The following is a 24618-nucleotide window of genomic DNA, read 5'->3' as shown; positions in this document are numbered from 1 at the left end:
TGGATGAGTGACGAAGTCACATATGATGCGGCTTCACAGGTTGAAGTGATCAAAGGTCATCTGCGCGATGAGGCGGCTGAAGCCTCTGTTATGCCAGCTGATGGTCTTGGATGTCATTCTGGATCTGAAATGAAAAAGGCGGCTAAATTGTCGGGGAATTCTGAATTGCTCGCGCAATTCGCCAAGGATTATCCCCAAGGTCCGCATGATAAACCGCAATCCATGTGTCCGGCTTTTGGCTCCTTGCGCGTTGGCCTGCGGATGCGCCGCGTGGCCACTGTGCTCTCTGGTTCGGCTTGCTGCGTCTATGGCTTGACCTTTGTTAGCCATTTCTATGGGGCGCGACGTTCGGTTGGCTATGTGCCGTTTAATTCGGAAACCTTGGTTACGGGCAAGCTGTTTGAGGATATCCGCGATTCGGTTCATGAATTGGCCGACCCCGATCTTTACGATGCAATCGTTGTCACAAATCTTTGCGTGCCGACCGCCAGCGGCGTGCCGTTGCGCTTGTTGCCCGATGAAATAAATGGCGTGCGGATCGTGGGTATCGATGTGCCCGGCTTTGGGATCCCAACGCATGCCGAGGCGAAAGACGTTTTGGCCGGTGCGATGTTGAATTATGCGCGCAAAGAAATTGAAGCGGGGCCTGTGGCGGCGCCGCTGGGTGGCAAATCGGATCGCCCTACGGTGAGTTTGCTCGGAGAAATGTTCCCCGCTGATCCGGTGATGATTGGTGCGATGCTGGCTCCGATGGGGCTTGCAGCCGGGCCCGTGGTGCCCACCCGTGAATGGCGCGAGCTCTATTCGGCGCTGGATTGTGGCGCTGTTGCGGCGATCCATCCGTTTTACACCGCGGCGATACGCGAATTTGAAGCTGCCGGCCGCCCTATTCTGGGCAGCGCCCCCGTGGGTTATGATGGCACAGCGGCTTGGATGGCGGGTATTGGTGATATTTTTGGTCTGGCGGCAGATCAAGTGGCCGCGGCCCAAAATGCCTTTCTGCCTGCGATCAAAGGCGCGCTTGCCGCCAAGCCAATCACCGGACGGATTACCCTATCGGGTTATGAGGGCAGCGAATTGCTGGTCGCGCGCTTGTTGATCGAAAGCGGCGCTGAAATTCCATATGTCGGCACCGCTTGCCCCAAAACGCCGTGGTCGGCCGAAGATGCGGCTTGGCTTGAGGCAAAAGGGGTTCAGGTAAAATTCCGTGCATCGCTGGAAGATGATTGCGCGGCGATGGAGGCGTTCCAACCCAATTTGGCGATCGGCACCACCCCGGTGGTTCAAAAGGCCAAAGAGCTGGCTATCCCGGGGCTTTACTTCACCAATTTGATCTCTGCGCGCCCTTTGATGGGCCCTGCTGGGGCTGGATCGCTGGCAGAAGTGGTGAACGCGGCGATCGCCGGAAAAGCGCGTATGGATAAGATGCGTGACTTTTTTGAAGGCGTTGGCGCGGGGGATACCGCGGGCGTTTGGGAAGGGGCCCCAAATCTGCGCCCCGATTTTCGCGCCGCGCATCAGAAAAAGCTTGATAAAATGGCGCGCGCCGCCAAAGCGCAGGAGATGATCTGATGCTGATTCAAGATCATGACAGAGCGGGTGGATATTGGGGCGCAATCTATGCATTTTGCGCCGTCAAAGGCCTGCAATGCGTGATCGATGGGCCTGTGGGCTGTGAAAATCTGCCCGTGACCTCAGTGCTGCATTACACAGATGCGTTGCCGCCGCATGAATTGCCCATCGTGGTGACGGGTTTGGGCGAAGAAGAACTGGGCCGCGATGGCACGGAAGGTGCGATGAAGCGCGCTTGGGGAACGCTTGATCCAGCTTTGCCCGCAGTGGTGGTGACAGGGTCAATTGCCGAAATGATCGGCGGTGGTGTCACCCCAATGGGCACCAATATTCAGCGGTTTTTGCCACGTACAATTGATGAAGATCAATGGGAAGCGGCAGATCGAGCCATGACATGGATTTTCACCGAATTTGGCATGACCAAAGGCCGTATGCCGCGTGAGAAAAAGCGCGAAGATGGCGCCAAGCCGCGGATCAATATTTTGGGCCCGATGTATGGCACGTTTAACATGCCAAGTGATTTGGCCGAGATCCGCCGTTTGGCGGAGGGTATCGGCGCCGAAGTGAATATGGTGATGCCGCTTGGCGCGCATGTGGCTGAAATGCGCGATTTGGTGAATGCGGATGTGAATATTTGTATGTATCGCGAATTTGGCCGCGGCTTATGCGAAGTGCTTGGGAAGCCCTATTTGCAAGCGCCGATTGGGGTAGAAAGCACCACGCTGTTCCTGCGCAAATTGGGCGAGCTTTTGGAATTGGATCCCGAGCCGTTTATCGAGCAGGAAAAGCATTCCACGATCAAGCCGGTTTGGGATTTATGGCGCTCGGTGACGCAGGATTTCTTTGCCACAGCTGGGTTCGCAATCGTGGCCAATGAAACCTATGCACGCGGAATTCGCAATTATTTAGAGGGTGATTTAGGATTGCCCTGCGCCTTTGCCGTGGCCCGCTCGCGGGGCAGCAAGACCAATAATAACGAGGTGCGCGCGTTGATGGCGCAAAAACGCCCCTTGATTGTTTTGGGCAGCATCAATGAAAAAATGTATTTGGCAGAATTAAAAGGCGGCCATGGGCCCAGCCCGGCCTTTATTCCCGCCTCTTTTCCAGGCGCGGCGATCCGGCGCGCTACCGGCACGCCGATGATGGGCTATGCCGGTGCGACCTATTTGCTGCAAGAAGTGTGCAACGGGTTGTTTGACGCGCTGTTTCATATTCTGCCTCTGGGCAGTGAAATGGATAGCGCGGAGGCCACCCCCACCACCTTACGCCGCGATTTCCCTTGGGATGCAGATGCGCAGAACGCGCTGGATCGCATCGTTGAGCAACACCCGATTTTAACCCGTATTTCCGCGGCAAAAACATTGCGAGATGCCGCCGAAAAAGCCGCACTTGCGCAAGGCGCTGAGCGGGTTGTGATCGAAACTGTTTTGGCACTCGACCCCTCTGGGTCGGCTGTAACTTAGAAAGGACCGACAGATGACGGACTTTACTTCAAACGTTCCCAAAGCGCGCAGCACCACGCGACGCAGCTCGGAATTCATGATTTACTTCAGCCTCATTTTTGTTTTGGCAATCCCCTTTGCCACGGCAGCTTGGGTGCTGGATGTGATCCGCAAACAGACATTGATGCTGCATGGGCCGCTTGCGCGCGCCTGGGCCGAGGCTGATCGGATCACGCCACTAATTTTCTCGGCCTGAAAGGGTTGGGAAGACGAAACTGACCCCTCTTTTGAGGGGGCAGGACCCGGCGGGGTGAAAGCCCCAAAGGACCCGGCCGCAGGGGCACTGCGGCGTCGGCTTAACATTCCGGAGGAAAGTTCATGGCTGATAGAAGTGACCTGTCGTTTACAGGTTTAACAGACGAGCAAGCTCAAGAGCTTCACTCAGTATATCTGAGTGGTATGTGGTTATTCGTTGCCGTAGCTGTGGTTGCCCACATTGCTACGTTCATCGTGTTTCCGTGGTTTTGAGGAGGATTGAATAATGGCTAAGTTTTACAAAATCTGGCTCGTTTTTGATCCGCGTCGTGTCTTTGTAGCGCAGGGTGTTTTCCTGTTCCTACTGGCCGCGATGATCCATTTGGTGCTGCTCAGCACGGATGGCTTCAACTGGTTCGAAATAGCAGCTGCTGCAAATTAATTGGCTGATGGCTCTTTATTAAAAGGGCCATCGGACAGTTTTCACAAAAGACAGTGGCGGGCGATCCCTTTTGGGATCGGCCGCGGCTAGTCACATTCACAGAAGGCGGCCATCGCAGATGCGAAAGGCCGGTAAGAGCGGAGATATTAGATGGCATTGCTCAGCTTCGAAAGAAAGTATCGCGTCCGAGGAGGGACGTTGATCGGGGGCGATCTGTTCGACTTTTGGGTGGGGCCTTTTTATGTAGGCTTCTTCGGAGTCACGACAGCATTTTTTGCCCTGTTGGGAACCGTGCTGATCTTCTGGGGGGCCTCACAGCAAGGCACGTTTAACCCTTGGTTGATCAATATTGCACCTCCTGACTTGAAATATGGATTGGGTCTGGCCCCGCTGCTTGAGGGCGGCTTGTGGCAGATTATCACAATGTGTGCAGTCTGTGCCTTTATCAGTTGGGCGCTGCGCGAGGTCGAGATTTGTCGAAAGCTCGGCATGGGGTATCATGTGCCCTTTGCGTTTAGCTTTGCAATTCTTGCCTATATGACTTTGGTCGTATTTCGGCCCTTATTAATGGGCGCCTGGGGGCATGGATTTCCCTATGGGATTTTCAGCCACCTCGATTGGGTCAGCAATACGGGTTATGCATATTTACACTTCCATTATAATCCAGCCCATATGCTGGCGGTAACCTTATTCTTTACCACCACGCTGGCGTTGGCATTGCATGGCGGTTTGATCCTGAGCGCGGCCAATCCCGAAAAAGGCCAAGAAGCGATGGGCCCTGATCACGAAGATACGTTCTTTCGCGATCTTATTGGGTATTCGATCGGCACGTTGGGGATCCACCGCCTTGGATTTTTACTGGCGATTAACGCGGTTTTCTTTTCCGCCGTTTGTATCATTATTTCCGGCCCGGTCTGGACAAAAGGCTGGCCTGAATGGTGGAACTGGTGGCTTGAATTGCCGATTTGGCCATCACAGGTGGGGATGTAATCATGATTGAATATCAGAACATATTCACCCAAGTGCAAGTTCGCGGTCCTGCGGAGATGGGCTTGGATAATGAAGCGGGCACGATGGCGGCCGAGCGGATGGGAACCCCTTGGTTTTCCAATCTGGCCGGTTGGGTCGGAAACGCACAGCTTGGCCCAGTTTATTTGGGCTGGACGGGTATGATCGGTCTGGCAACCGGCTTGGCCTGGTTCTTTATCGTTGGCATCAGCATGTTGGCGCAGGTGGGCTGGTCTTTGCCAGAGTTCCTGCGGCAGGGTTTCTGGCTGGCGCTAGAACCTCCGGGCCCCGAGCACGGGCTCAGCATGCCACCCTTGAATGATGGAGGGCTTTATATCATCGCCTCTTTCTTCTTGCTGGTCTCGGTGTGCACTTGGTGGTTGCGGACCTATCTTTTGGCGCAAGAGCAAAAGATGGGCAAACATGTGGCCTGGGCCTTCGCCAGCGCGATTTGGTTGTTCTTGGTGCTCGGCTTGTTCCGGCCCGTCCTGATGGGCAGCTGGTCTGAGGCTGTGCCTTATGGCATTTTCCCGCATCTCGATTGGACCACCGCGTTCTCAATTCGTTATGGCAACCTCTATTATAACCCCTTCCATGCTCTGTCGATTGTCTTCCTCTATGGCTCGGTTCTGCTGTTCGCCATGCATGGGGCGACCATTCTGGCGGTGACCCGTTTCGGCGGTGATCGCGAACTTGAGCAGATTTATGATCGCGGCACCGCCTCTGAGCGTGCAGCCCTTTTCTGGCGCTGGACGATGGGCTTTAACGCGACTATGGAGGGTATTCACCGCTGGGCATGGTGGTTCGCAGTGCTCACCCCGATCACGGGTGGTATTGGGATCCTTCTCACCGGCACGGTTGTCGATAACTGGTTCATCTGGGCACAAGAACATAACTTTGCGCCTATGTATGACGGCTCGTATGGCTATGACAGCTATGGCTCATACGAAGCCTTTATAGGCAAGGAGTGATAGCATGCTTCCGAATTGGTTTAACAAATGGAATCGCGAGAACCCGAAAGATGTGTTCGGGCCTGGCATTCTGGTTGGCGTCGTAGGCGGGGCTGTTTTTGTGGCGATCATGATCGTGGCCTGGGGGCAACCCTATGCCACGGACAGTCTGCAAACCGGGCCGCGCGGTACGGGTATGTCAGTGCCGGAATTTAAAGCCGAACTGGCTATTCCGGATCCTGATATTGCTGAGCTGATCGAGGATGAGCCTTATATCCCCGAGGCTGGCGATGCGCTGGCCAAAGACATCTATGAAAACGTGCAAGTGTTGGGTGATGTTACGGAGGATAACTTCAACCGGGTGATGGCGGCGATGACCCGCTGGGTAGCGCCCGAAGAAGGCTGCGCTTATTGTCACGGGGATGGCGATGTCGAAACCTATGGTGAAGATACACTCTACACCAAAGTTGTGGCCCGCCGGATGATCCAAATGACCCAGAATATCAATGAAAACTGGGATGGTCATGTCAACGCTAATAAAGAGGTTGGGGTGACCTGCATGACCTGTCACCGGGGACAAAATGTGCCCAGCGACATTTGGTTCAAAGTGACGCCGGTCAACGCGTCTACCGCGGGATGGTCGTCGAACCAGAACCGGGTCACGCCGCTCAGCCAATACAGCTCTTTGCCCTCTGATGCGCTTGAGAAGTATTTGGTAGATGGTGAAGTGATTGGGGTGCACAGTTTGGAAAGCCGGACCGATGAAGACATCACCGATCCGGATGTGGCGGGCATTCAGAATGCAGAACGCACCTATGCGCTGATGAATTATGTCAGCAATTCTTTGGGTGTGAACTGTGTCTTCTGCCACAATACGCGGGCATTCTATGATCCCGAGCAAGTGACGCCTCAATGGGGCACAGAATCGCTGGGTATCGGAATGGTTCAGGAAATGAACACCGAGTATCTGATCCCATTGGGTGATACTTATCCTGAGAACCGCCTTGGTCCTTTGCATGGGGATGCGCCAAAAGCGGCGTGTAAAACCTGTCACAAAGGCTATCAACAGCCGCTGCAGGGCACCAATGTGATCCAATACTGGCCCGAGCTCGCGACCACGGGCACGCCGGTTTACGAATAGGATTGCGGGCGGTAATGCCGCCCCTGATCCCCGCCAGATTTGACCCATTTTCCCGTGGGTCAAATACGGGGTCTCCACACCCCGGTTCCCATCCTGTTGGCTACAGGAGACTGGCGTCACATTCAGGGTCTCCTTGAATGTGACGCTTTTTCCCTCGCTTAGGAGGCGCGTCTGATGCAACATTCTGATCTTCCCATGCTCGAGCGAATTGCAGGCCCTGCAGATTTGAAAGGCCTAAAAGATTCAGAACTTATCCAATTGGCGCATGAGTTGCGCAGCGAGGTTGTTTCGGCCGTGTCCGAAACTGGCGGGCATTTGGGCTCTTCGCTGGGGGTTGTCGAATTGAGTGTGGCGATCCACGCAGTGTTTAACACGCCGCATGATAAATTGATCTGGGATGTTGGGCACCAATGTTACCCGCATAAGATTCTTACGGGCCGGCGTGACCGCATCCGCAGTTTGCGGCAAAAAGATGGGTTAAGCGGCTTTACCAAACGCAGCGAAAGCGAATTTGATCCCTTTGGCGCTGCGCATAGCTCAACCTCTATTTCTGCGGCGCTGGGCTTTGCCGTGGGGCGCGATATGGGGCGCCCGACGGGGGATGCAATCGCTGTGATCGGCGATGGCTCGATCAGCGCGGGTATGGCTTATGAAGCCTTAAACAACGCTGGCAGCGAAGGCCGGCGCTTATTTGTTATTTTGAACGATAATGAAATGTCGATCGCACCCCCGGTGGGCGCGATGTCCTCTTATCTGTCTAAGCTTTATTCGAACGAACCTTTGGCGAAAATGAAGGCGCTGGCGGAAGGGTTTGAATCGGCCCTGCCCTCACCCTTGCGCGACAGCGCTAAGCGTGCGCGCCAATTGGTAACAGGTTTGCACGGCTCTGGCACTTTGTTCGAAGAATTGGGATTTGAGTATATTGGCCCGATAGATGGCCATGATATGAACCAGTTGTTGCCGATATTGCGCGCGGCGCGCACGCGGGCAACGGGCCCGGTGTTGATCCATGCATGCACGGTGAAAGGCAAAGGCTACGCGCCTGCAGAACAGGCTGCGGATAAATATCACGGCGTATCAAAATTCAACGTTGCAACCGGCGCCCAGGCAAAATCGCAACCCAACGCGCCGGCTTATACAAAAGTATTCGGGCAAGCGCTGTGCGATGAAGCGGCACGCGATCCCAATATTGTTGCGGTAACCGCGGCGATGCCATCGGGCACAGGTCTCAATATTTTGGCGGACCGCTTTCCAAAGCGCGTGTTTGACGTCGGGATTGCGGAGCAGCATGGGGTGACATTTGCCGCAGGAATGGCGGCCAGCGGCCTGAAACCCTTTTGTGCGATTTATTCAACCTTTTTGCAGCGCGGCTATGATCAAGTGGTTCATGATGTGGCGCTGCAAGGTTTGCCGGTACGTTTTGCAATTGACCGCGCGGGTTTGGTTGGGGCCGATGGGGCCACGCATGCGGGGGCGTTTGATATCGCCTATCTGAGCAATCTGCCGGGGTTTACCGTGATGGCTGCCTCGGATGAGGCGGAGTTGATGCATATGGTGGCCACGGCAGCGGCGCATGATGCTGGCCCGATCGCCTTTCGCTATCCGCGTGGAAACGGCACAGGGGTTGCCATGCCCCCGCGCGGCGACGTGCTCGAGATCGGCAAAGGCCGTATTGTGCAAGAGGGCGAGGATGTCGCCATCCTTTCTTTTGGGGCACATTTGGACGAAATTGAGCAAGCCTCAATCACGTTGGCGCAGCAGGGTATTCGCGTGACGATTGCCGATGCGCGCTTTGCCAAGCCGCTTGATACAGATTTAATCACGCAATTGATGCGCCACCATAAGGCGGTGGTAACGGTTGAGCAGGGCTCGGTTGGTGGGTTTGGGGCTATGGTGCTGCATTATTTGGCGCAATCAGGTCAGTTGGAGCAGGGGGTGAAATTGCGCACCTTAACCTTACCAGATCGCTTTATTGACCACGGATCGCCGCAAGAAATGTACAAAGATGCTGGTTTGACCGCGCAGGATATTCACAAAACCATCTTTGAATTGGTGCATCCATCCCAGAATATTCTCCAGTTTTCCGCCAGCTGATAAAACCTCTTTTCAAGGCAAAATTTTTGCGGCGCCCCAGTTGGATCATGCGCCGCGCTGCGTGCGTAAGCCCGCGATTTGGGCTGCGTCATTTGTAGGATTTGAAAGCAAGTGCGCGCCCGGATTTACAGTTTTGGCCATGAAGCCTGCGCCCGTAAGGCAGGCCTGTTTGGGCGTGGCTTATTCGGGCAAGTAATTTGCGAATTCGTTTAAAACGGCGTCATAAACTGAGCGTTTAAACGGCACAATATTCTCGATCAGATCTGCCGGGCGCATCCAAGCCCATGCGGAAAATTCGGGATGCTCTGTTTGAATATTCACATCCTGATTCGCGCCCTCAAATCGCATCAGATACCATTTCTGCTCTTGCCCCCGATATTTGCCTTGCCAGAGTTTGGGTACCAGATCGGTAGGCAAGTCATAGCTCACCCAGCCCTTTGACACGGCAATTAACGTGGCGCAGGCAGGCGCAACCCCGGTTTCTTCTTCCAATTCCCGCCAAGCCGCCGCTTCTGGCGTTTCTCCTGGATCTATTCCGCCTTGCGGCATTTGCCAAGCATCGGAATGGTTATCGCGCCGCTGTCCCACAAATACGTATCCGCGTTTGTCGATCAGCATAATCCCGACATTGCGTCGATAAGGTAGCGCGGCAATCTGCTCTGGCGTCATTGGCTTAATCTTGCCCCGCCAGCGCCGTCATGCCTTTGAGAAGATCAATCGCGTAAGACAGTTGAAAATCGTCATTGCGCAGTTTAGCAGCCATTTCAGCTTCGGCTTGGTCTGCTTCAATCTGCTCAATTTCTTCATCGCTGAGGCTGTCATTCAGCAAGGATCCGCGCAGATCCGCTTCTGAACGGCGCTGGCTTGTACCGTCTTCATCTTCGGCCTCTTCGTTATCTTCTCGGCGCGGTTGCTCAACGATAATATCAGGCGAGACACCCAAAGCCTGGATCGAGCGCCCTGATGGCGTGTAATAGCGGGCGGTTGTCAGTCGCATCGCACCATCACCGCCCAAGGGCATGACCGTTTGTACCGAGCCTTTGCCAAAGCTGCGCGTGCCCACAACCACGGCGCGGCGATGATCTTGCAGCGCGCCGGCCACAATTTCCGAGGCCGAGGCAGACCCACCATTGATCAGCACCACAATGGGTTTGCCCTCGGCCAGATCATCGGGCGAGGCATTATAGCGATCTCCGTCCTGCGGATCGCGGCCGCGGGTTGAGACGATTTCGCCCTTCTCTAAAAACGCGTCGGACACGCGGATCGCTTGCGAGAGCAAGCCACCCGGATTGTTGCGCAAATCCAACACAAATCCGTTTACGTTGTCGATGCCGCCCAATTCTTCAACTTGCTTGGCAATCCCGTCAGAAAGGTTGGGATAGGTTTGATCGTTGAACGTGGTGATGCGCAGCACCACCGAGCTGCCTTCAACGCGCGATCTCACTGCCGTAAGCTTGATCGTATCGCGGATGATTGACACATCGAAAGGTTCATCTTCGCCCTCGCGCACCACCGTGATGATAATTTCAGAGCCAACCGGCCCGCGCATCATTTCCACAGCTTGATTGAGCGTTAAGCCAAGCACCGTTTCGCCATCAACATGGGTGATAAAATCGCCCGCTTCAATGCCCGCAGCATCTGCGGGCGTGCCATCAATGGGCGAGACAACTTTCACAAACCCATCTTGTTGGGTAACTTCGATGCCCAGCCCGCCAAATTCACCACGGGTTTGCACACGCATATCCGCAGCGGCTTTTGGCGACATATAGCTGGAATGTGGATCCAGTGAGGTCAGCATACCATTGATTGCGGCTTCGATCAGTTCAGCCTCGTCCACCTCTTCCACATATTGCGAGCGGATGCGTTCGAAAATATCACCGAAAAGATCAAGCTGTTCATAGACGCTGCTGCGCTCATTGCTGGATTGCGCCAAAACCGGTGCCGCAAATTGCAACGCTGTCATCACCCCAAGGCTCAGGCCAAACCCTGCGGCCAAAATCAACCTACTCATTTCTTAAGATCCTTTCCTTGGCCGAACCAAAGCAGTGGGTCCTGCGGAATATTGTCGTTTCGAACCTCTATATAGAGCGTTTCTGGTCGCTCGCTACCATTGCCAATCACAGTTTGTTCAATTATTTTTTCAAAGCTTTGTGATTGACCGCCCATAATGCCGATCGGGCTGCCCGCCGGCAGCACTTCGCCAATATTGCCATAGACTGTTTCCATGCCCGCAACGATGATCAGCACCCCTATCTGAGGTTCGATAATCGACACTTGCCCATAATCGAGCAGGGGCCCGCGATAGCGTATCGTAGCGGCTGTGGGCGTTGTAACGATGGCTTGTGAGGCCGTTGCAACAACCAAACCTGGGCGAACGATCCCCGCCGCGTCAGTTTCATTGAATTGGCGGATGATCCGCCCCGCTACGGGAAAGGGCAGCGCGCCTTTGCGATTCCCGATATAGGGTAGCGATCCGGGCACTTCATCGGCAGCGATGATCGCAACGCCGTCTGCGAAAGCGTCTAAACTATCGGCAGCGGTCAGTAAGATTTCGGTTTTTGATGGATCTTCGGTAAAGCGGCGGGGAAGGTCTTTGCGATCGGCAAGCGCTCTGGCCAATGCAGCGCGAGCGTGCTGCACTTCGCCCAGCCCCAGCTTTAACGCATCGCGGATTTCGGTTTGAAATGCGATCAACGCGTTTTGATCCTCTAATTCGCGTTGCAGCGCCGTGACCCGATTTTGTAATGCCGGCACGATATCTGAAAGCATCATGCCCGCCCGCGCCGTTGCCAAGGGGCCAGAGGGGTGGATTAGGCTGCTGTAAACCGCGTCTTTATCGATGCTGTGCAGCACTCCAAGCAAACGTCCGATTTCATCCTCTTGGCGGGTGAGATGGGCATCAATCGCTGCCGTTTCCATCGCCATTTCGCGCAGGCCTTGGCGCACTAAAGCTAAGGCGTGTTCGATGCTTCTGATTGATTGCGTCAAGGCCCGCACGCGATCTGATGCGGTTTCTGCGCGCACCAGACTTGCGGTGGCTTGATCCAGCGTGTTTGCAGCTTTTTGGGCGGCCTCTACCAGGTTGTGAGGGCTGCGGGCCAAATCACGGGCATTGCCTTGGCCCGCAAATAAGGTCAGCAAAGCGAGAAGGGCGAAAAGCTGCTTCATGGCAGCAACAGGCTGCGGCCTGTCATTTCGGAGGGGTAGTCCAGCCCCATCAGCTGCAGGAGCGTTGGCGCCAGATCTGCCAGCCGCCCCCCCGACCTTAACGCGCTGCCATCGGGGCCATTGATCAGCGCCACCGGCACTGGATTAAGCGTATGCGCGGTATGGGGTTGCCCCGTTTCCGGATCTACCATCATTTCACAATTTCCATGATCCGCTGTTAGGATCATTTGCCCATTGGTTTCTTCTAACGCATTCAACACCCGCGCAAGGCCACGGTCAACAGCTTCGCAGGCTTTGATGGCGGCGTTCAAATCCCCCGTATGGCCAACCATATCGGGATTTGCATAGTTCACAATGATAAGATCATAGGCGTCAGTGATCGCGCCGATCAGATGATCTGTAACAGCCTCAGAGGCCATTTCGGGCTGCAAATCATAGGTTGCCACTTTCGGAGAATGCGGCATGAACCGCTCTTCCAAAGGTTCTGCTTGTTCTGTGCCACCATTCAGAAAAAACGTGACATGGGGATATTTTTCGGTTTCGGCAACGCGAAACTGGCGCTTGCCATGCCGTGCCACCCACGCCCCCAAAGTGTTTACCACGGGTGTTTTGGGGAAGCAGGCTTGCATGTAACCGGCATGCGCTTCGGAATAATCCACCATGCCCAATGCGCCCGCCCAGGCGGGTTGGGCATGGCTTTGAAAATGATCAAAATGCGGATCGGCCAGAGAGCTTAGGATTTCGCGCGCCCGATCGGCGCGAAAGTTTAAACAGAAGAGCCCATCGCCTGACGAAACGCCCTGATAGCCGGTCACAACCGTTGCGGGGATGAATTCATCGCTGATGCCGGCCAGATCTGCCGCGGTGATCGCTTGCGCGGCTGTTGCGGCGGTGTGGCTGCTTTGCGCCGCCACGATTGCATCATAAGCGGTTTGAACCCGCTCCCAGCGATTGTCGCGATCCATCGCAAAATATCTGCCCGTCACGGTGGCGATCTGCGCTTGCGCAGGCAGCGCGGCGCTGAGCTGTTCGATAAAGCCAAGCGCACTTCCCGGGGCCACATCGCGGCCATCGGTGATCGCATGGATACAGCTGGGCACGCCTGCCGCGCTCAGCACTTGCAGCGTTGCAAGCAGATGCGCGATATGGCCATGCACCCCGCCATCGGACACAAGAGCCATCACATGCGCAGTCCCGCCGCTGCGTTGAAGCTGTCCGATAAACGCTTGAAGCGCTGCGTTTTGGCCAAAAGAGCCATTTTCGATCGCTAGATCAATTTGGCCAAGATCCATAGCAACCACGCGCCCAGCGCCGATATTCATATGACCAACTTCTGAATTTCCCATTTGCCCCGAAGGCAGGCCGACATCTGGCCCGTATGTGATTAATTCTGCTGTCGGGCAGCTTTCCATAATGTGATCAAAGCAAGGTGTTTTTGCTAGTTTTGGGGCATTGCCGACCTCGTTGGTGCCACAGCCCCAGCCGTCTAAAATACACAGAACTATAGGTATTGCTGCCATGCTGATTTCCTTTTTTAACCGATTTAGGCTGCGCTGCATCGGGGTGCAAGCCTTGGCCTTGGCGCAATGTGGCTTTTAGGCTTGCCGATCGCTGTTCATCTCGGGGCGTCACCTTATAGGGTTAGCGCTTTATATTCGGTGATAGGGGGCGCCGGCAAGAATTGCGGCGGCGCGGTAAATTTGTTCGCAGAGCATCGCCCGCGCCAATAGATGCGGCCAGACCATTTTGCCAAAAGACAATTGCGCATGGGCAGCGTCGCGCAAGCTTGGATCAATTCCATCGGCGCCGCCGATTACGAAGGCCAAATCGCTGACCCGCTGATCGCGTAACGCGGCCATATAGCGCGAGAATTGTGGCGAGCTCATCACCGGGCCGCGCTCATCAAGCGCGCAGATACTGGCCGAATTGGGGATGGATTTGCGCAGCAATTCAGCTTCTGCTGACATGCCAATATTTTTCTTATCTTCAACTTCTTGAATTTTCAAAGGGCCCAATCCCAGCGACCTGCCCATGCGATTGAACCGGGTCGCATAATCGGTGATCAAAAGATGTTCGGGGCCGGATTTCAACCGGCCAACAGCACAAATGGTAAGACGCATTTTCAGGCTATATCAGGCGTTCTTTGCCTGCTGGCCAAGCGGCACCCACATTTTTTCCAGCTGATAAAATTCGCGCACTTCTGGGCGGAAGAGATGTATAATAATATCCCCCGTATCGACGAGTATCCAATCACCGGTGTTTTTGCCCTCGATTTTGGACAGGCGTCCAAATTCTTGCTTCAGCCGGTCTGTCAATTTTTCTGCCAGCGCCGCGACTTGCCGCGTAGAGCGCCCTGAGGCAATCACCATATAATCCCCGATCGCGGTTTTGCCGCGCAGGTCTATATCTACAATATCTTCGGCTTTGTCTTCGGCGAGGGAGTCAAGGATTCGGGTAAGAAGTGTTTCACTTGAGACCGGTTTATGCCCTTCTAAATAAGAGGGCTGAGCTGCAGCGCCTGCTGCATCAACTGATAGTGTCAGGACTGTGTCCTCCATGTTGTTACGCCGAAAGCTCCAGCGCTGAGCATATGAAAAGTGTAACATGGCTGATATGAAATCTCAATCAAACCTTTGCGCACGCCCGGATTGAGGTTTTCTGGCAACAGGCAAGCCGCAGAGCATATCATCGCTTTGCGCAGGCGGCTGCTGGCTTGGCCGCGTTTGACACGCTTTTTAACGCGGCGCACTGGCACTAGTTTGGATCTTAGGGCGCTGGTTTTGACATAACGTTTTTGGCGTGCCCGGGTGGCTTGAAGCGCCATAAATTTGGGCGTATGAACGGTTTATGACAATGACTCGTATTTTTGACATGGATGATCGCGCCCGTCTGCCTTGGCGGTTTTTTGGAGCGATGAAATCGGTTCGCGCGCCTTCCTAGGCCCGTCAAAACACGTTCGCCCTATCTTTTCATACCCTACGGGAGAGGATTAAAAATGACCGCCCCGAAAACACTATACGATAAAATCTGGGATGCGCATGTGGCGCATGAGGCCGAGGATGGCACTTGTTTGCTGTATATTGACCGTCATCTTGTTCATGAGGTGACCAGCCCGCAAGCTTTTGAAGGCCTTCGGATGAACGGGCGCAAAGTGCGCGCGCCGGAAAAAACCATTGCCGTGCCGGATCACAATGTGCCCACCACGCTGGATCGTGCCAAAGGAATCGACAATCCCGAAAGCCGCATTCAAGTAGAAGCGCTGGATAAGAACGCGGCTGATTTTGGCATTCACTATTATCCTGTTTCGGATGTCCGCCAGGGTATCGTGCATATTGTTGGCCCCGAGCAAGGTTGGACTTTACCCGGGATGACCGTTGTGTGCGGTGATAGCCATACCGCGACCCATGGCGCTTTTGGTGCCTTGGCGCATGGCATTGGCACCTCTGAGGTTGAGCATGTTCTCGCCACGCAGACGCTCATCCAGAAGAAATCAAAAAATATGAAAGTGGAAATCACCGGGAAATTGCGCCCTGGCGTGACGGCGAAAGACATCACCCTGTCGGTTATCGGCGCAACAGGAACCGCTGGTGGAACAGGGTATGTGATCGAATATTGCGGTGAGGCTATTCGCGATTTGTCGATTGAAGGCCGGATGACCGTCTGCAATATGGCGATCGAAGGTGGTGCCCGCGCTGGTTTGATCGCGCCGGATGAAAAAACCTTTGCGTATTGTCAGGGCCGCCCGCATGCGCCCAAAGGGGCCAGTTGGGAAACTGCACTGGCCTATTGGAAATCGCTATTTACGGATGAGGGCGCGCATTTTGACAAAGTTGTGACGCTGAAAGCCGAAGATATCGCCCCGGTGGTTACCTGGGGCACTTCGCCCGAAGATGTGTTGCCGATCACGGCTTCCGTGCCCGCATCGAGTGATTTTGAGGGCGGCAAAGTTGATGCTGCGGCCCGCTCTCTTGATTATATGGGGCTGACGTCAGGCACACCCCTTACCGAGATCGCCATCGACACTGTGTTCATCGGCTCATGCACGAATGGGCGGATTGAAGATTTGCGCGCGGCGGCCGAAATTCTAAAGGGAAAGAAAATCAAAGACGGTATCCGTGCGATGGTGGTTCCCGGCTCAGGTTTGGTGCGCGCGCAAGCCGAAGAAGAAGGTTTGGCCGATATCTTTAAAGAGGCGGGGTTTGAATGGCGGCTGGCCGGATGTTCGATGTGTTTGGCTATGAATCCAGACCAGCTGGCGCCGGGCGAGCGCTGCGCGGCCACATCAAATCGCAATTTTGAGGGCCGTCAGGGCCGCGGTGGACGCACGCATTTGATGTCTCCGGCGATGGCAGCCGCGGCGGCGATCACGGGTAAGCTGACAGATGTACGGGAGATTATGTAATGGATAAATTTGAAAAACTCAGTGGTATTGCCGCGCCCATGCCTTTGATCAATATCGATACGGATATGATCATCCCAAAAGTCTTTTTGAAAACCATCAAGCGCTCGGGCTTGGGTGTGAACCTGTTTGACGAAATGCGCTATCTGGATGATGGCAGCGAAAACCCCGATTTTGTGCTGAATAAGCCGCAATATCGTGAAGCTGAGATCTTGGTGGCGGGCGATAATTTTGGCTGCGGCTCGAGCCGCGAACATGCCCCATGGGCGATTAAAGATTTCGGGATCCGCTGCGTGATTTCCACAAGCTATGCCGATATCTTTTTCAACAATTGCTTCAAAAATGGCATTCTGCCGATTGTGCTGCCAAAAGCGCAGGTGGATGTGTTGATGAAAGACGCCGAAAAAGGCTCAAACGCGCGCATCGAGGTTGATCTTGAGGCGCAGACCGTCACAACCTCGGATGGGGAAACCTTTTCTTTCGAGGTGGATGCGTTCAAAAAGCATTGCCTGCTGAACGGTTTGGACGATATCGGCCTGACGATGGAAAAAGCTGCGTCCATCGATGCCTATGAAAGCAAATTACAAGTAAGCCACCCTTGGGTGTAAGCGGGCGGCTTTGATTTCATAAACCAAATGGGCGTGGCAGCTGGGGGTGCTCCTCTTTCCAACGCACCCGTTTTTGCAAAATGACATATTCCGAAGGAGTCTTTGAGAATGACAAACCCCTCCCTTCTTATTTTGGCCGGCGATGGTATTGGCCCAGAAGTGATGACCGAAGTGCGCAAAGTGATCGATTGGTATGGGGCCAAGCGCGCCCTGCCTTTTGACGTGTTTGAAGATTTGGTGGGCGGCTGCGCATATGATGCGCATGGCACGCCGCTGCATGATGACACGATGGCCAAAGCCCAAGAGGTCGATGCGGTTTTGCTGGGGGCGGTTGGCGGCCCGAAATATGACGATCTGGATTTCAGCGTGAAACCCGAGCGTGGTTTGTTGCGTTTGCGCAAAGAGATGGATCTTTTTGCCAATTTGCGACCCGCGCAATGTTTTGATGCTTTGGCCGATTTTTCATCATTGAAGAAAGATGTGGTCGCAGGCCTTGATATTATGATCATCCGCGAGCTGACCTCGGGGATTTATTTTGGCGAGCCGCGCGGCATTTTTGAAGAAGGCAATGAACGCGTGGGCATCAACACGCAGCGCTATACCGAAAGCGAGATTGACCGGGTGGCGCGCAGTGCGTTTGAATTGGCCCGAAAACGCGGCAATAAAGTCTGTTCGATGGAAAAAGCCAATGTCATGGAATCGGGCGTTTTATGGCGCGAGGTGGTTCAGAAAGTGCATGATGAGGATTATCCGGATGTGGAGCTTAGCCATATGTATGCCGATGCTGGCGCGATGCAACTGTGCCGCTGGCCCAAACAATTTGACGTGATTGTCACGGATAACTTGTTTGGGGATCTGCTGTCGGATGCCGCGGCGATGCTGACCGGCAGTTTGGGTATGTTGCCCTCGGCCAGCCTTGGCCTGCCGATGGCGAATGGACGTCCAAAAGCTTTATACGAGCCGGTTCATGGCTCAGCGCCGGATATTGCCGGTCAAGGCAAAGCCAATCCGATCGCTTGCATTCTAAGCTTTGCGATGGCGTTGCGCTATAGCTTTGATCAGGGCGGGGAGGCGACGCGGTTGGAACAAGCGATTGAAACCGTTTTGGCGCAAGGCGCGCGCACACCAGACCTGATGGGCCCCGAAGATGGCACGCCGATCACCACCGCAGAAATGGGTGATGCGATTATCGCAGCGTTGGACTCTAGCCTGTAAAGCACCTTGGCAAGGCGGATGCGCCTTGCCTATTTCCCGCATCTGAGATTTTACCCAATCGCCCACCAGAAATGAGAGCGCCATGTCAAAGACATCCGCCAATCGCGCCGGAGCGCTGTTCGCCTTGCTTGGCTTTGCGCTTTTCTCAGCCCATGACGTGATCGTGAAGATGCTGGGTGATACGTATTCGGTGTTCCAGATCATTTTCTTTTCGGTTTTGTTCAGTTTTCCGCTTGTGGTTTTGTTTCATCTGCCTGATCGCAATGAAGATAATCTAATGCCGCATCATCCGGTCTGGGTGTTCCTGCGCAGCTGTGCAACGGTGATTACGGCGGTGGCGGCGTTTTATGCTTTTTCCGTTTTGCCGCTGGCGCAAACCTATGCATTGATGTTTTGTATGCCCTTGCTGATCACCGTTTTGGCGATTCCGATTTTGGGAGAGCAAGTTGGTGCCCATCGCTGGGCAGCCGTTATCTTGGGGTTTGTTGGGGTGTTGATCGTGTTGCGTCCGGCAAGCACCGCGCTGACCCTTGGCCATGTTGCAGCCTTAACCGCCGCCTTATGCGGTGCGCTTTCATCTTTGATCGTGCGTAAAATCGGCAATGAGGAACGCACGATTGTTTTGATGCTTTATCCGATGTTTGCCAATTTGATTGTTCTGGGTCCATTGGCGGCCTATTCCTATACGCCAATTGCTTTGGAAGATATTGGCTTGTTGGGCTGTATGGCGGTGCTGGGTTTCTTGGCGATGCTTTGCATTATTAAAGCCTATCGCATTGGAGAGGCCGCGGTGGTGGCCCCGATGCATTATTCGCAAATGCTTTGGGCGGCGCTCTATGGAATTGTTTTTTTTCAAGAATTTCCCGACCGGATGACGATGCTTGGTTCAGCCGTGATTGTGCTGAGTGGTCTATATCTTTTGCTGCGCGAGCGGCGCCGAAAAGACAGCTCGCAAAAGCCAGTTTTAAGCACGCGCAGCCGGATGGATATTGGTATCACGCCACGGATCAGCCTGTTGCTCAAACGCCGATCTTAACGTCAAACGCGCTTTATTAGGGCTTTAGGATGCAAAACTTGCCGATGTTGGGTAGAAAACCTGTCGCTGCTGTTATAACCCTGTAGCAGTAATGTGACGCGACGAAAGGGCCTAAAGCATGTCAAAAACGCTTTTGGTGATTGATGTCCAGAATGATTTTTGCCCCGGTGGCGCTTTGGCCGTGTCGGAAGGTGATCAGATCATCCCTGCAATCAATCGTTTAATGGTCGGATATGATCGGGTGATTTTGACGCAAGATTGGCACCCAAAGGGGCATTCCAGCTTTGCCAGCAGCCATAATAGTAAGGCGCCTCTGGATATGGTTGAAATGCCATATGGCCCGCAAGTGCTGTGGCCAGATCATTGTATCCAAGGCAGCTTTGGCGCGCAGTTTCACGCGGATATCTATCAGGATGCGGCGGCGCTTATTCTGCGCAAAGGCGGTAATCCTTTGATCGATAGCTATTCAGCCTTTTTTGAAAACGACCATGTAACCGCCACTGGCTTGCATGGTTATTTGCAAAATTGCGGTGTTAGCGATTTGGACATGGTTGGGCTGGCGACCGATTTTTGTGTGAATTATTCGGCCGTTGATGCTGCAAAATTGGGATATTCCGTGCGGGTCTTATTGGGGGCCTGCCGCGAGATTGATGTAAATGGCTCATTGGCAGCAGCGCAACGCGATATGCGCGATGCCGGCGTGCGATTGGAGGCTGATTTTGGTTGATATCGCCACCCGCGTTTGGAATCACAAGTGGAAAATCGACCCGATCGTACGCTCATTGATCGATACTGATTTTTATAAACTTCTGATGTGCCAATCCGTGCTGCGCAACAAACCTCAAACCACGGTGGTGTTCAGCTTGATCAACCGTTCATCGCAGGTGCGCCTTGCTGATTTGATCGATGAGGGTGAATTGCGCGAGCAGTTGGACCATATTCGCGGGCTCTGCCTGACGCGTGGTGAAAGCACTTGGCTGCGCGGCAATACGTTTTATGGCAAACGCTATATGTTTCGATCAGGTTTTATGGAGTGGTTCGAGGGGCTGCGTTTGCCCCCGTATCATTTGGAAAAACGCGATGGCCAATATGAGCTGACATTTGAAGGCAGCTGGCCAGAAGTTATGCTGTGGGAAATACCCGCTTTGGCGACGCTGATGGAATTGCGTGGCCGCGCCATGTTGAAAAAAATGGGTCGGTTCGAGTTGGAGGTGCTCTACGCGCGCGCCAAAACAAAATTATGGGAAAAAATCGAAACTTTGCGCGAGATTGACAGCTTGCGGATTGCAGATTTTGGCACCCGCCGCCGGCATTCTTTTTTATGGCAGGATTGGTGCGTGCAAGCCATGCAGGAAGGTTTGGGTGAGAAATTCGTCGGCACCTCAAACTGTTTGATCGCCATGCGCCGTGATATTGAGGCGATCGGCACCAATGCCCATGAATTGCCGATGATCTATTCGGCCTTGGCGCATAATGATGCAGATTTGGCGCAGGCCCCCTATCAGGTTCTGTCGGATTGGCAGGATGAGCATGATGGGAATTTGAGAATTATCTTGCCCGATACCTATGGCACAGAAGGGTTTTTGCGCAACGCGCCTGATTATTTGGCGGGGTGGACGGGCATACGTATCGATAGTGGTGATCCGGCAAGCGGTGCAGAAATTGCGATCAAATGGTGGCAAGAGCGCGGCGAAGACCCCAGACAAAAGCTGGTTATTTTTTCGGATGGGCTGGATACTGGGATGATCCAGAAACTGCATCACCAGTTTAGCGGCCGGGTGAAAGTGTCCTTCGGATGGGGCACTCATTTTACAAATGACTTCAGAGGTTTGGTGCCTTCTGAAGGGTTGGATTCATTTTCTTTGGTGTGCAAAGCTGTTTCAGCCGACGGCAAGCCGACGGTCAAATTATCAGACAATCCACGCAAAGCGATGGGCCCTCAAAGCGAGATTAAGCGCTACAAACGTGTGTTTGGCGTGGGCGCCCAGAATCCGATTGAGGTGTTGGTTTAGGACGTTGCGCGCAATGGAACGATTTGCCTTTAAAGGCGCGAAACATATGCGTTTTTAAAAAGTCTGCTTGATGTTCATTGCGTTTGCCTGCCTTATGGGGATGAAGCCTGGGGAGGAATGATGAGCGCGCGCAAACGGATATGGGGCTGGTATTTTTTCGATTTGGCCACCCAACCTTATAATACGTTGCTGCTAACCTTTATTTTTGGGCCGTATTTCGCTTCGGTTGCGGCGGAATATTACCTTTCTATGGGGGTTTCCGGAACGCAGGCAGATGCGCAAGCGCAAAGCCTCTGGTCCCTGTGTTTGACCATAGCGGGTTTAATCATTGGCTTCGGGGCACCCGTTTTAGGGGCGATTGCCGATACCTCTGGCCGGCGCATCATCTGGATCGTTGGCTTTGCGCTTCTCTATGTTTTGGGCTCTTATAGCCTTTGGTGGACGCTGCCTGATGGCTCGAACATGCTTTGGATGTTGGGGGCGTTTGGGATCGGTTTCATAGGCGCCGAATTCGCCTATATTTTCACCAATGCGCAATTGCCCTCCTTGGGCAACCGCGATGAGATCGGTAAGATTTCTGGGGATGGGTTTGCCTTTGGATATTTCGGGGGCATTGTGTCGTTGATGATCATGTTGTTGCTCTTTGTCGAGCAAGAGAATGGCAAAACGATTTTCTTGGAATTAGACCCTTTATTTGGGTTGGATGCGGCGCAAAAAGAAGGCACACGCAGCGTTGGACCCTTCGTTACGCTTTGGTTTCTGATCTTCATCATTCCATATTTTTTGTGGGTGAAAGAGGATCCGGGTGAAAAATCGCCCATGCGCATTCGTGCTGGCTTAAGCCGTTTGTGGCACTCTATTCTCAGTTTGAAGACCCGCAAAAGCTTTTCGTTCTATTTACTCTCTTCGATGTTTTATCGCGATGCGTTGAACGGGCTTTACAGCTTCGGGGGTATTTACGCGGTGTTGGTTTTGGATTGGGGCATTAGCAGTTTGGGTGCCTTTGGTATTGTTGCAGGCCTTTCCGCGGCCGTTTTTTGCTGGCTGGGCGGTTTCGTAGATCGCAAATACGGGCCCAAGCCGGTAATTACGCTGGCAATTTTAATTTTGATTTTAGTCTGTATCACCGTGGTTAATATGAGCCGTGAGATGTTTTTTGGGGTGCCGCTGGCGGCTGGATCTGCGCTGCCCGATTTGGTGTTTATGAGCTGCGGCGTGGTGATTGGCGGCATTGGCGGGGTTTTGCAATCGGCCAGCCGCACGATGATGGTACGCCACACAAGCCCGGAACGCGCCACCGAAGGATTTGGGCTTTATGGGTTGATGGGGCGGGCCACCGCTTTTTTGGCGCCCGCGTTGATTGGCTTGGTCACTTGGTTGACCGAAAGCCCTCGGCTGGGGGTTTCGCCATTGATTTTTCTTTTCATCATTGGTCTTATTTTGCTACGATGGGTGAATAAGGATGGCGATCAAGAAAGCGGTGAGATGGCCTAACCAGCTGCGAACTTGAAAAAGGGGGTATCGGTGATCCGTTTCTGGCATAGTGCATCGCTTTTCTTGTTATTGTTTTGCGGTATTTTAACCGGATCAGCGCTTCAGGTCGGGGCGAAAGCCGCAAAAAACCTATTTGGAAGCGCGCAAACCGGATCAGATCAAACCCCGTCGGCGTTTGGCAGCTATGCCAAAGGCTGTTTGGCGGGCGCCGAACAATTGGCAGAATCTGGACCCACTTGGCAAGCGATGCGGTTGTCTCGAAATCGCAATTGGGGGCACCCTGAGACGATTGATTACATTCAAAAACTGTCGCAGCGCGCCAGTAATCTGCGCGGTTGGAACGGTCTTTATATTGGCGATATATCGCAACCGCGCGGCGGACCAATGCTAAGCGGGCATGCCAGCCATCAAAATGGTCTGGATGTGGATATATGGTTGCGCCGTGCGGATGATTTATCGCTTAGTCCTGCGCAACGAGAAGAAATCTTGTCAACATCGCTGCGCCGCGCGCAAGGTGCCTATATCAATGACAAATGGACCGGCCAGCATTCACAGCTTTTGAAATATGCCGCGCAAGACCCGCGCGTTACACGGATTTTTATATTTCCCGGCGCTAAGGTTAAAATGTGCAAACAGGCAAGCGGGGATCGCGCTTGGTTGCGTAAAATCCGCCCTTGGTGGGGCCATCATTCCCATTTTCATGTGCGTCTGAAATGCCCGGCGGGCTTGCAGGACTGCGTGAACCAGCCGCCACCCCCGAAAGGCGATGGTTGTAAAGAGGCAGAGAAATGGGTGGCTCGAATTCTCAATCCCCCCAAGGTCAAGCCAAAGCCGCCCGGCCCGCCGCGCCCAAAGGCCCGTCCAAAGCTGAAGCGGGCGTTGCAATTGGCTGATTTGCCCGGCCAATGCCGCACTGTGTTGAACGCAAAGTAATGTGCGGTGTCGGCCTATCTGCTGGATTTTTGACCGAGCCCTCGAAAAGCTTATTTCCTCTGCAAAGATTTGTTTGACAAAGCTGTAAACTCTGCCACGGTAGAGATGAGTTCAACAATGTGAAAGGAGGTGATCCAGTGTCTAGAGAGGTATTGGAGAGAGGTGTCGGAACAGTTCAGGAGAGCCGCGTCTGAAGGCAACCCTTGGTCGCAGGATCAACTGAATTGGTGGCTGCCTAACCGGCCCACCTCCGTAAGTCTCGAAGGGTCGCTTGGTTCAAGCGGCCCTTTTTGTTCTTAAAAAGGGATTGCGGTTCACTTCACTTCAAAAGGCAAATCATGCTGCGCGTATCGGATAAAATTATCATCGAGGAATGGGAGCTAAGCGAGCAGTTCATGCGCGCCTCTGGCCCGGGTGGTCAAAATGTGAATAAGGTGAGCTCGGCGGTTGAATTGCGCTTTGAAGCGGCGCGTTCTCCAGCCCTGAGCGATCCGATTAAAGCGCGCTTGCAGCGATTGGCTGGGCGGCGCTGGACCAAAGATGGTGCGCTTATCTTGCAATGTGATGAAACACGCCATCAGGCCCGGAATAGAGAAATTGTGCGCAACCGGTTGGTGACTTTGCTGCAGCAAGCTTTGCAGCGCCCCAAGCCGCGCGTGGCCACCAAACCCACTTTGGGCAGCCAACGTCGGCGTTTGGCGGCTAAAAAAATTCGAGGCGCGGTGAAAAGCAATCGTGGACGGCCCTCAAAAGCCGAATTTGACGGGGATTAATTTGTCAGAAACTTCTGGCCCACCTTGTTCTTTGGCATCCGCTTCACTAGGTAGTTTACTAAAAATAACGGGAACT

At 53.8% G+C, this 24618-nt stretch carries 25 protein-coding genes; 19 read left to right on the top strand and 6 right to left on the bottom strand.

Annotated elements, in window-relative coordinates; all coding sequences use genetic code 11:
• Positions 1-3 precede the first annotated feature (3 nt).
• The 9 genes from bchY to dxs all read left to right on the top strand — a co-directional run bounded on the left by bchY (position 4) and on the right by dxs (position 8904).
• On the top strand, positions 4-1572 hold the full coding sequence (gene bchY / locus GN241_00195; protein ID XAT55911.1) for a chlorophyllide a reductase subunit Y: 1569 nt from the start codon (positions 4-6) through the stop codon (positions 1570-1572).
• Positions 1572-3035, top strand: a complete 1464-nt coding sequence (gene bchZ / locus GN241_00190; GenBank protein XAT55910.1) for a chlorophyllide a reductase subunit Z — start codon at positions 1572-1574, stop codon at positions 3033-3035. The genes bchY and bchZ overlap by 1 nt, the downstream gene beginning before the upstream one ends.
• Positions 3036-3048: 13 nt before the next feature.
• The gene (locus GN241_00185) at positions 3049-3270 is read left to right on the top strand and encodes a protein pufQ (GenBank protein ID XAT55909.1); all 222 of its coding nucleotides are present in this window, start codon (positions 3049-3051) and stop codon (positions 3268-3270) included.
• 122 nt (positions 3271-3392) lie between these two features.
• Positions 3393-3542 carry a light-harvesting protein gene (locus GN241_00180; GenBank protein ID XAT55908.1) on the top strand — a complete coding sequence of 50 codons (150 nt, stop codon included), beginning with the start codon at positions 3393-3395 and terminating at the stop codon, positions 3540-3542.
• A gap of 13 nt (positions 3543-3555) precedes the next feature.
• Positions 3556-3711, top strand: a complete 156-nt coding sequence (locus tag GN241_00175; GenBank protein XAT55907.1) for a light-harvesting protein — start codon at positions 3556-3558, stop codon at positions 3709-3711.
• 150 nt (positions 3712-3861) lie between these two features.
• Positions 3862-4701 carry a photosynthetic reaction center subunit L gene (locus tag GN241_00170; GenBank protein ID XAT55906.1) on the top strand — a complete coding sequence of 280 codons (840 nt, stop codon included), beginning with the start codon at positions 3862-3864 and terminating at the stop codon, positions 4699-4701.
• A 2-nt stretch (positions 4702-4703) separates the two neighbouring features.
• Positions 4704-5690 carry a photosynthetic reaction center subunit M gene (locus tag GN241_00165; protein XAT55905.1) on the top strand — a complete coding sequence of 329 codons (987 nt, stop codon included), beginning with the start codon at positions 4704-4706 and terminating at the stop codon, positions 5688-5690.
• A gap of 4 nt (positions 5691-5694) precedes the next feature.
• Entirely contained in the window at positions 5695-6810 is a 1116-nt protein-coding gene (locus tag GN241_00160) for a photosynthetic reaction center cytochrome c subunit (GenBank protein XAT55904.1), read from the top strand.
• A 174-nt stretch (positions 6811-6984) separates the two neighbouring features.
• A complete protein-coding gene (dxs, locus tag GN241_00155; GenBank protein XAT55903.1) occupies positions 6985-8904 on the top strand; it encodes a 1-deoxy-D-xylulose-5-phosphate synthase in 1920 nt (639 codons plus the stop codon).
• A 180-nt stretch (positions 8905-9084) separates the two neighbouring features.
• Here dxs and GN241_00150 read toward each other — a convergent pair whose 3' ends face one another.
• From GN241_00150 to rsfS, 6 genes are all read right to left on the bottom strand, one after another.
• Complete coding sequence (locus tag GN241_00150) at positions 9085-9573, bottom strand: RNA pyrophosphohydrolase (protein ID XAT55902.1); 489 nt, start codon at positions 9571-9573, stop codon at positions 9085-9087.
• Positions 9574-9577: 4 nt separating this feature from the next.
• Positions 9578-10915 carry a PDZ domain-containing protein gene (locus GN241_00145; GenBank protein ID XAT55901.1) on the bottom strand — a complete coding sequence of 446 codons (1338 nt, stop codon included), beginning with the start codon at positions 10913-10915 and terminating at the stop codon, positions 9578-9580.
• A complete protein-coding gene (locus GN241_00140) occupies positions 10912-12072 on the bottom strand; it encodes a peptidoglycan DD-metalloendopeptidase family protein (GenBank protein ID XAT55900.1) in 1161 nt (386 codons plus the stop codon). The genes GN241_00145 and GN241_00140 overlap by 4 nt, the downstream gene beginning before the upstream one ends.
• A complete protein-coding gene (locus GN241_00135) occupies positions 12069-13592 on the bottom strand; it encodes a 2,3-bisphosphoglycerate-independent phosphoglycerate mutase (GenBank protein XAT55899.1) in 1524 nt (507 codons plus the stop codon). The genes GN241_00140 and GN241_00135 overlap by 4 nt, the downstream gene beginning before the upstream one ends.
• 129 nt (positions 13593-13721) lie before the next feature.
• Positions 13722-14192 carry a 23S rRNA (pseudouridine(1915)-N(3))-methyltransferase RlmH gene (gene rlmH / locus GN241_00130; protein ID XAT55898.1) on the bottom strand — a complete coding sequence of 157 codons (471 nt, stop codon included), beginning with the start codon at positions 14190-14192 and terminating at the stop codon, positions 13722-13724.
• A 12-nt stretch (positions 14193-14204) separates the two neighbouring features.
• Complete coding sequence (gene rsfS, locus GN241_00125) at positions 14205-14630, bottom strand: ribosome silencing factor (GenBank protein ID XAT55897.1); 426 nt, start codon at positions 14628-14630, stop codon at positions 14205-14207.
• Between the two features lie 295 nt (positions 14631-14925).
• On the opposite strand from rsfS, the gene GN241_00120 reads away from it, so the two are divergent.
• The 10 genes from GN241_00120 to GN241_00075 all read left to right on the top strand — a co-directional run bounded on the left by GN241_00120 (position 14926) and on the right by GN241_00075 (position 24542).
• Positions 14926-15012, top strand: a complete 87-nt coding sequence (locus GN241_00120) for a hypothetical protein (protein XAT59125.1) — start codon at positions 14926-14928, stop codon at positions 15010-15012.
• 55 nt (positions 15013-15067) lie between these two features.
• Positions 15068-16474, top strand: a complete 1407-nt coding sequence (gene leuC, locus GN241_00115; protein ID XAT55896.1) for a 3-isopropylmalate dehydratase large subunit — start codon at positions 15068-15070, stop codon at positions 16472-16474.
• Positions 16474-17079 carry a 3-isopropylmalate dehydratase small subunit gene (leuD, locus tag GN241_00110; GenBank protein ID XAT55895.1) on the top strand — a complete coding sequence of 202 codons (606 nt, stop codon included), beginning with the start codon at positions 16474-16476 and terminating at the stop codon, positions 17077-17079. The genes leuC and leuD overlap by 1 nt, the downstream gene beginning before the upstream one ends.
• A gap of 108 nt (positions 17080-17187) precedes the next feature.
• Entirely contained in the window at positions 17188-18294 is a 1107-nt protein-coding gene (gene leuB / locus GN241_00105) for a 3-isopropylmalate dehydrogenase (GenBank protein XAT55894.1), read from the top strand.
• A gap of 82 nt (positions 18295-18376) precedes the next feature.
• On the top strand, positions 18377-19330 hold the full coding sequence (locus GN241_00100; protein XAT55893.1) for an EamA family transporter: 954 nt from the start codon (positions 18377-18379) through the stop codon (positions 19328-19330).
• A 118-nt stretch (positions 19331-19448) separates the two neighbouring features.
• Positions 19449-20057: a bifunctional nicotinamidase/pyrazinamidase gene (pncA, locus tag GN241_00095; GenBank protein XAT55892.1), complete on the top strand. Its 609-nt coding sequence runs from the start codon at positions 19449-19451 to the stop codon at positions 20055-20057.
• Positions 20050-21342: a nicotinate phosphoribosyltransferase gene (gene pncB / locus GN241_00090; protein XAT55891.1), complete on the top strand. Its 1293-nt coding sequence runs from the start codon at positions 20050-20052 to the stop codon at positions 21340-21342. The genes pncA and pncB overlap by 8 nt, the downstream gene beginning before the upstream one ends.
• Before the next feature lie 117 nt (positions 21343-21459).
• Entirely contained in the window at positions 21460-22836 is a 1377-nt protein-coding gene (locus tag GN241_00085) for an MFS transporter (protein ID XAT55890.1), read from the top strand.
• A gap of 12 nt (positions 22837-22848) precedes the next feature.
• On the top strand, positions 22849-23769 hold the full coding sequence (gene mepA / locus GN241_00080) for a penicillin-insensitive murein endopeptidase (GenBank protein XAT55889.1): 921 nt from the start codon (positions 22849-22851) through the stop codon (positions 23767-23769).
• Positions 23770-24107: 338 nt separating this feature from the next.
• Positions 24108-24542 carry an aminoacyl-tRNA hydrolase gene (locus tag GN241_00075; protein ID XAT55888.1) on the top strand — a complete coding sequence of 145 codons (435 nt, stop codon included), beginning with the start codon at positions 24108-24110 and terminating at the stop codon, positions 24540-24542.
• The last annotated feature ends 76 nt before the right edge of the window (positions 24543-24618 follow it).

The organism is Rhodobacteraceae bacterium IMCC1335, assembly GCA_039640495.1.
In the GTDB taxonomy this organism is placed as follows: Bacteria; Pseudomonadota; Alphaproteobacteria; order Rhodobacterales; family Rhodobacteraceae; genus Thalassovivens.
The sequence above is the reverse complement of the archived record's forward strand: the minus strand, read 5'-3'. Positions and strand labels throughout refer to the sequence as shown.

Coding starts and splice junctions, on each gene's coding strand:
- GN241_00150 (XAT55902.1), bottom strand. CDS start 9,573: ATGACGCCAGAGCAGATTGCCGCGCTACCTTATCGACGCAATGTCGGG.
- bchZ (XAT55910.1), top strand. CDS start 1,572: ATGCTGATTCAAGATCATGACAGAGCGGGTGGATATTGGGGCGCAATC.
- dxs (XAT55903.1), top strand. CDS start 6,985: ATGCAACATTCTGATCTTCCCATGCTCGAGCGAATTGCAGGCCCTGCA.
- rsfS (XAT55897.1), bottom strand. CDS start 14,630: ATGGAGGACACAGTCCTGACACTATCAGTTGATGCAGCAGGCGCTGCA.
- GN241_00180 (XAT55908.1), top strand. CDS start 3,393: ATGGCTGATAGAAGTGACCTGTCGTTTACAGGTTTAACAGACGAGCAA.
- GN241_00140 (XAT55900.1), bottom strand. CDS start 12,072: ATGAAGCAGCTTTTCGCCCTTCTCGCTTTGCTGACCTTATTTGCGGGC.
- GN241_00100 (XAT55893.1), top strand. CDS start 18,377: ATGTCAAAGACATCCGCCAATCGCGCCGGAGCGCTGTTCGCCTTGCTT.
- leuC (XAT55896.1), top strand. CDS start 15,068: ATGACCGCCCCGAAAACACTATACGATAAAATCTGGGATGCGCATGTG.
- GN241_00145 (XAT55901.1), bottom strand. CDS start 10,915: ATGAGTAGGTTGATTTTGGCCGCAGGGTTTGGCCTGAGCCTTGGGGTG.
- GN241_00160 (XAT55904.1), top strand. CDS start 5,695: ATGCTTCCGAATTGGTTTAACAAATGGAATCGCGAGAACCCGAAAGAT.
- GN241_00175 (XAT55907.1), top strand. CDS start 3,556: ATGGCTAAGTTTTACAAAATCTGGCTCGTTTTTGATCCGCGTCGTGTC.
- rlmH (XAT55898.1), bottom strand. CDS start 14,192: ATGCGTCTTACCATTTGTGCTGTTGGCCGGTTGAAATCCGGCCCCGAA.
- GN241_00120 (XAT59125.1), top strand. CDS start 14,926: ATGACTCGTATTTTTGACATGGATGATCGCGCCCGTCTGCCTTGGCGG.
- pncA (XAT55892.1), top strand. CDS start 19,449: ATGTCAAAAACGCTTTTGGTGATTGATGTCCAGAATGATTTTTGCCCC.
- GN241_00085 (XAT55890.1), top strand. CDS start 21,460: ATGATGAGCGCGCGCAAACGGATATGGGGCTGGTATTTTTTCGATTTG.
- GN241_00165 (XAT55905.1), top strand. CDS start 4,704: ATGATTGAATATCAGAACATATTCACCCAAGTGCAAGTTCGCGGTCCT.
- GN241_00170 (XAT55906.1), top strand. CDS start 3,862: ATGGCATTGCTCAGCTTCGAAAGAAAGTATCGCGTCCGAGGAGGGACG.
- leuD (XAT55895.1), top strand. CDS start 16,474: ATGGATAAATTTGAAAAACTCAGTGGTATTGCCGCGCCCATGCCTTTG.
- leuB (XAT55894.1), top strand. CDS start 17,188: ATGACAAACCCCTCCCTTCTTATTTTGGCCGGCGATGGTATTGGCCCA.
- GN241_00075 (XAT55888.1), top strand. CDS start 24,108: ATGCTGCGCGTATCGGATAAAATTATCATCGAGGAATGGGAGCTAAGC.
- GN241_00135 (XAT55899.1), bottom strand. CDS start 13,592: ATGGCAGCAATACCTATAGTTCTGTGTATTTTAGACGGCTGGGGCTGT.
- bchY (XAT55911.1), top strand. CDS start 4: ATGAGTGACGAAGTCACATATGATGCGGCTTCACAGGTTGAAGTGATC.
- GN241_00185 (XAT55909.1), top strand. CDS start 3,049: ATGACGGACTTTACTTCAAACGTTCCCAAAGCGCGCAGCACCACGCGA.